At 72.5% G+C, this 5,889-nt stretch carries 7 protein-coding genes; 4 read left to right on the forward strand and 3 right to left on the reverse strand.

Annotated elements, in window-relative coordinates; all coding sequences use genetic code 11:
* Positions 1–120 precede the first annotated feature (120 nt).
* Both msrA and msrB read right to left on the reverse strand, forming a co-directional pair.
* Entirely contained in the window at positions 121–675 is a 555-nt protein-coding gene (gene msrA, locus DBR36_RS10805; protein WP_108319273.1) for a peptide-methionine (S)-S-oxide reductase MsrA, read from the reverse strand.
* A gap of 44 nt (positions 676–719) precedes the next feature.
* Positions 720–1,178 carry a peptide-methionine (R)-S-oxide reductase MsrB gene (gene msrB / locus DBR36_RS10810; protein WP_108319265.1) on the reverse strand — a complete coding sequence of 153 codons (459 nt, stop codon included), beginning with the start codon at positions 1,176–1,178 and terminating at the stop codon, positions 720–722.
* Positions 1,179–1,366: 188 nt separating this feature from the next.
* Between msrB and DBR36_RS10815 the strand changes: the two genes are divergently transcribed.
* From DBR36_RS10815 to DBR36_RS10830, 4 genes are all read left to right on the forward strand, one after another.
* Positions 1,367–2,194, forward strand: coding sequence for an SDR family NAD(P)-dependent oxidoreductase (locus tag DBR36_RS10815; protein ID WP_108319267.1), 828 nt, complete (start codon positions 1,367–1,369; stop codon positions 2,192–2,194).
* A 130-nt stretch (positions 2,195–2,324) separates the two neighbouring features.
* Positions 2,325–3,752 (forward strand): ferric reductase-like transmembrane domain-containing protein, encoded by a 1,428-nt coding sequence (locus tag DBR36_RS10820; protein WP_108319269.1) that lies wholly within the window; start codon positions 2,325–2,327, stop codon positions 3,750–3,752.
* A gap of 10 nt (positions 3,753–3,762) precedes the next feature.
* A complete protein-coding gene (locus tag DBR36_RS10825) occupies positions 3,763–4,287 on the forward strand; it encodes an FMN-binding protein (protein ID WP_108319271.1) in 525 nt (174 codons plus the stop codon).
* Positions 4,284–5,075, forward strand: a complete 792-nt coding sequence (locus tag DBR36_RS10830; RefSeq protein WP_219927642.1) for an FAD:protein FMN transferase — start codon at positions 4,284–4,286, stop codon at positions 5,073–5,075. The genes DBR36_RS10825 and DBR36_RS10830 overlap by 4 nt, the downstream gene beginning before the upstream one ends.
* Before the next feature lie 55 nt (positions 5,076–5,130).
* On the opposite strand, the gene DBR36_RS10835 is transcribed toward DBR36_RS10830, so the two are convergent.
* A partial coding sequence (locus tag DBR36_RS10835; protein ID WP_108319277.1) for a sensor histidine kinase KdpD occupies positions 5,131–5,889 on the reverse strand: 759 nt, incomplete at its 5' end.

Here is a 5,889-nt window from a genome sequence, read left to right on the forward strand (position 1 = left end):
CACGCCGTCCGTCGACCGTCCACGACACGCCGCGTCGCATCGGCGACGGACGGCGTGTTCTGGACGCTCGACAGAGACGGAGGGCCCGGATGCCGTGGCATCCGGGCCCTCCGAAGGGAATTACGCCGAGGCCTGCTCGCGCTTGGGCAGCACCCAGCCCGGACGCACGAAGTGGCACGTGTAGCCGTTGGGGATGCGGATCAGGTAGTCCTGGTGCTCGGGCTCGGCCTCCCAGAAGGGAGCCTCGGCCTCGATCGTGGTGACGACCTTCGCGGGCCAGATGCCCGAGGCGTCGACGTCGGCGATCGTGTCGCGCGCGACCTTCTCCTGCTCGGGCGAGAGCGGGAAGATGGCCGAACGGTAGCTCGTGCCGATGTCGTTGCCCTGACGGTTCAGCGTCGACGGGTCGTGGATCTGGAAGAAGAACGCGAGGATGTCGCGGTACGAGGTCTGCGTGGGGTCGAAGACGATCTCGACGGCCTCGGCGTGACCGGGGTGGTTGCGGTACGTCGCGTGGTCGTTCTGACCGCCGGTGTAGCCGACGCGCGTGTCGAGCACGCCGGGCTGGCGGCGGATGAGGTCCTCGACGCCCCAGAAGCAGCCGCCCGCGAGGACGGCGGTCTCGGTGCCGGGACGGCGGGTGATCTCGCCGGTGTCGGAAGGTCCGCTGGTCATGGTGTCGCTCCTTTTGCGGTCACGGGTGAAGAGGGAGAAGAGGTTCATGAGGCCCGGCTCTCGCGGAACAGCGCGAGGAAGGCGCCGTAGCCCTCGGACTCGAGGTCGGCGACCGGCACGAAGCGCAGCGCGGCCGAGTTCATGCAGTATCTCAGTCCGCCGGCCTGGCGGGGGCCGTCGTCGAAGACGTGACCCAGGTGGCTGTCGGCGCCCGACGAGCGCACCTCGGTGCGCGTCATCCACAGGGTCCGGTCCTTCTTCTCGACGACGGCGGCGTCATCGATGGGCTTGGTGAAGCTCGGCCAGCCCGAGCCGCTCTCGAACTTGTCGGTCGAGCTGAACAGGGGCTGCCCCGACACGACGTCGACGTAGATGCCGTCCTCGTGGTTGTCCCAGTACTCGTTGCGGAACGGCGGCTCGGTCGCGTCGTCCTGCGTGACGGCGAACTGGCGGTCCGTCAGGCGGCTGAGGGCCTGCGACGTCTTCCGGTACTCCGTGCTCACGGTTGGTGTCCTCTCGTCATGACGACCTGTGGCGGCCGTCACAGAGGAGAACGTCGGTCCGCCCCGTTTTGGTCCCGCGGGGCTGGGAGCGGCCTGTGAGTTCGGGGGAGTCCGGGATGCCGGGGGCAACCCCCGCCGCGGTGTCGGACGCCGCGATTAGCGTGGGGGTACTCGACCTGGAGGTTTCCATGACCCGCACCATCGTCATCACCGGCGCCAGCGACGGCATCGGCGCCGCATCCGCGAAGCAGCTCGCCCAGCTGGGCGAAGAGGTGGTGGTGGTCGGTCGCAACCCCGACAAGACGGCGCGCGTCGCGCGCACCCTCGGGGTGGACTCCTTCGTCGCCGACTTCAGCGACCTGTCGCAGGTGCGCGAGCTCGCGGCATCCCTGCTCGAGAAGTACCCGCGCATCGACGTGCTCGCCAACAACGCCGGCGGCGTGTTCGGCGAGCGCACTCTGACCGCGGACGGGTACGAGACGACCTTCCAGGTCAACCACCTCGCCCCGTTCCTGCTCACCAACCTGCTGCGCGAGCGGCTGCTCGCCTCGGGGGCCTCGGTCATTCAGACCTCGAGCGCCGCGGCGAAGCTCTTCCCGCGGTTCGATCTCGACGACCTGCAGGGCGAGCGTCGGTACTCCTCGACGGCGGCGTACGGCAACGCCAAGCTCGCCAACGTCCTGTTCACCAAGGAGCTCCACCGCCGGTTCGGCGACGAGGGGCTGTCGGCGGTCGCCTTCCACCCCGGTGTGATCGCCTCGAACTTCGGCTCCTCGAGCAACGGGCCGTGGAAGTTCCTGTACGGCGGTCCGCTTGCGCAGCAGCTCATGACGTCGACCTCGGTGGGCGGGGCGCGCCTGACGTGGCTCGCGCTGGGCAAGCCGGGCGTCGACTGGCAGCCGGGCGGTTTCTACGCCAACAACAAGCCCGCCAAGACCAACCGCCTGGCCGACGACCCGGCGGTGTCGAAGGTGCTGTGGGAGCGGAGCGCGGCCCTCGTGGGCCTCGACGACTGACCCGGGACGGTCGCGCGGGCCCCGGGTGCGGGGCAGCGCCGCCCACGATCCCCCTCGGCATTCGCTATGCGTTGGCCCGGCACCGCCTTTTCTTGGAGTCGTCTAGGGGGCGCGCGGGCACGCTGAGCGCATGACCGCAGCCCCCGCCCTCGCCGAACCGCCGCTCGTCCACCGCGGCGCGCGTCGCGTGCCGCGCCGCGTCACCTCGACCCGGCCCCTGTGGAACCTCGCCGCGATCGTCGTGATCTGGGCCACGAGCCTGGTCGTCGTGGCCGTGTGGCTCGCCGGCGGTGAAGCGCAGGCGCTGCAGGCCGGGGGAGCGGACACGCTCAACGCCCTCGGCCGCGCCGCGGGGCTGGCATCCGCGAACCTGCTCTTCTATCAGGTGCTGCTCATGGCGCGCGTGCCGCTGTTCGAGCGGGGGTTCGGGCGCGACGGCATCACCCGCATGCATCGGATCGTCGGGTTCTGGTCCTTCGCCCTGTTCACCGCTCACATCGTCCTGCAGGTCCTCGGCTATGCGATCGACGCGGGCGCGAATCCGATCGTGCAGGCGTGGGAGTTCGTCTGGGACTACCCCGGCATGCTGCTGGCGACCGCGGGCACCGGCCTGCTGCTCATGGTGGTCGTCACGTCGGTGCGCAGGGCCCGCAGCCGCCTGCGCTACGAGTCGTGGCATCTGCTGCACCTCTACGGCTATCTGGGCGTGGGTCTCGCCATCCCGCACATGCTGTGGACGGGTGCGGACTTCGTCGCCTCGCCGGCGGCGACCACGTACTGGTGGGCGATGTGGGGCGCGACCGTGGCCGCGGTGATCGTCTTCCGGCTGGGGATGCCGCTGGCGAGATCGCTTCGGCACGGCATCCGCGTGAGCAACGTCGTGCCCGACGGGCGCAGCGGCGTCGCGGTCCGCATGACCGGGCGACGGCTCGAGAGGCTGCACGCGCGCGGGGGACAGTTCTTCGTGTGGCGGTTCCTCGACGGGCCGGGCTGGACCCGCGGGCACCCGTTCTCGCTCGCCGCCGACCCCGCCGGGGGAGAGCTCGTCATCTCGGCCCGCATCGTGGGCGACGGCACGCACCGCCTCGCCGCGTTGCGTCCCGGCACGCGCGTGCTGATCGAAGGGCCCTACGGCACGATGACCGCCGACGAGCGCCGCGGCGGACACCTGCTGATGATCGGGGCCGGGGCGGGGGTCGCACCCCTCGTGTCGGTGCTCGAGGATGCCGAATGGGCGCCCGAGGAAGCGACGCTGCTCGTGCGCGACCACGCCGAGGCCGACGCCCTGCGTACCGACGCGATCACCCGCCTCGTGCGCGAGCGGGGCCTGCGCCACGCCCCGCTCATCGGACCGCGGGCGCGGACCGCGTCGCCGTGGCTCCCGCTCTCGCACGCGCAGTGGACGGGGCCCGACCTCATCCGTTACGTGACCCCGCGCCCCGCCGACACCGACGTGTTCCTGTGCGGTCCGCCCCCGTGGATGGCCGCCGTCCGCGCCGACCTGCGCCGCGCCGGCGTTCCCGCCGAGCGCATCCACCTCGAAGCCTTCACCGTCTGAGGAGCACCCGATGAAGAGAATCGTCTACGCCCTGATGGCCACCGTCACCGGACTCGTGCTGCTGTTCAGCTATCGCACCTCGCTCGAGCCCGAACCCGCGAGTGCGCTCGCCGACGCCCCGACGGCGGGCGGTGCTGCGGTCGCGCCCCCGACGACGGGCACCCCGTCGGAATCCGCCTCGCCCGCTCCGTCGTCCGCAGCCTCGTCCTCGGCGTCGGCCGCGCCGGCCGCTACGCCCTCGTCGTCGAGCGGCCTCGCCGACGGGACCTGGACGGGCCAGGCGGCGAACACCCGCTACGGTCCCGTCCAGGTGCGCATCACGGTGTCGGGCGGGACCATCACCGACGTGCAGGTCCCGCAGTACCCCTCCGAGAGCGGGCGCGATCAGCAGATCAACTCGCGCGCGCTGCCGATCCTGGTGCAGCAGACGATGACGGCGCAGAGCGCGCAGGTCGACATGGTCTCGGGTGCCACCTACACCAGCACCGGGTACCGCACCTCGCTGCAGTCCGCCCTCGACCAGGCCCGCTCGTGACCTCGGCCGTCACGGTCACGGCCGAGGTCATGGGGACGGTCGCCTCGATCACGCTCATCGCCGCCGTGCGCCGCGGCGGCGACGTGGGCGACGCCGTCGCCGCGTGCATCGAGCGGCTGCGGGACGACGAACGCGTGTTCTCGACGTATCGCGACGACTCGGACGTCTCGCGCCTGCGCGACGGACTGCTCGCTCTCGACGACGCCGATCCCCGCGTGGCCGAGGTGGCGGCGAGGTGCCGCGAGCTGCGCGCGCGCAGCGGCGGTCGCTTCGACGCCGACTGGCGCGGATGGTTCGACCCCACCGGCTACGTGAAGGGCTGGTCGGTGGATGCCGCGGCGACGGCGTTCGACGGCGTCCTCGCCGCGGGGGCGATCGAGGCGGTCGGCGTGAACGTCGGGGGCGACATGCGGCTGCGCACCGCGGGCGGCAGCGACCACGTCTGGCGCGTCGGGGTGGCGCACCCGACCCGCGCGGGCGCCCTGCTCGCCACGGTCGAGGTGGTCGACGCCGCCGTGGCCACCTCGGGCACGGCCGAGCGAGGGGCGCATCTGATCGATCCCCGCACGGGGACGGCGCTCACGGGTCCGGTGAGCGCGACGGTCGTCGCGTCCGACCTCGCCACCGCCGACGCGTGGGCGACGATCGCCGCCGTCGCCGGGATCGACGACCTCGACGTGGTCGGATCGGCGCCCGTGGCATCCGGAATCGTGTGGCAGCACGGCCGCACCCGGCGCTTCGCCGGGGGTGTCGAGGTGTCGGCGTTCCACGACGCCCTGGCCGGCTGACCCGACCCGTCAGCGGGCTCGGTCCGCGCTCCGGCTCGACGGCCCTGACGCCGGCTCAGTCCACCCGCGGCATGTGCAGCGCGAACACGGTCCCGGCGTCCGAGGTGCGCTCCACCTCGACGCGGCCGCCGTAGCGGCCCGCGGCCTCGCGCACGAGGGCGAGCCCCAGCCCGAATCCCCGGCGGCGCCCCGACTCCGCGCCCCGGGCGAAGCGCTCGAAGATGCGCGGCAGGTCGTCGGCGCCGATGCCCGCGCCCCGGTCCTCGACGCGGATCACCACGTCCGCGTCCTCGACGTCGGCCGACACGTCGACCGCCGCGCCCGCGGGGGAGTGCCCGATCGCGTTGTCGAGCAGGGCCGTGCACATCCGCGTCACGGTCACCGCGGGCACGGCGACGACCTCGGCGGCGAGCGTCTTGGCATGCAGCGCGACCCCCGCGTCGTCGGCCAGAGCGGAGAGGACGTCGACGGCGGCGCGCACGCTCTCGTCCACCCGCGCCGTCCCGCGTGCCGCCGTCCCCTCGGCGGTGAGCAGCATGTCGGCGAGCACGTCGTCCATCACCTGCGCGTCACGGCGCAGCTGTTCGAGCGGTTCGTCGCCCGGCTCGCCGCGGCTCAATCGACGCTGCACGATCTGGATGCGACTGGTCAGGGCCGTGAGGGGAGTGCGCAGCTCGTGGCTCGCGTCCGAGACGAAGGCGCGCTGGCGACGCAGCGCCTCGTCGAGCGGACGCACCGACCATCGCGCCGCCGCCCATCCCACGAGGCCCAGCACGATCACGCCCGCCAGGCCCAGCCCGACCACCCAGGGCAG

The organism is Microbacterium sp. HMWF026, assembly GCF_003061325.1.
GTDB lineage: Bacteria > Actinomycetota > Actinomycetes > Actinomycetales > Microbacteriaceae > Microbacterium > Microbacterium testaceum_E.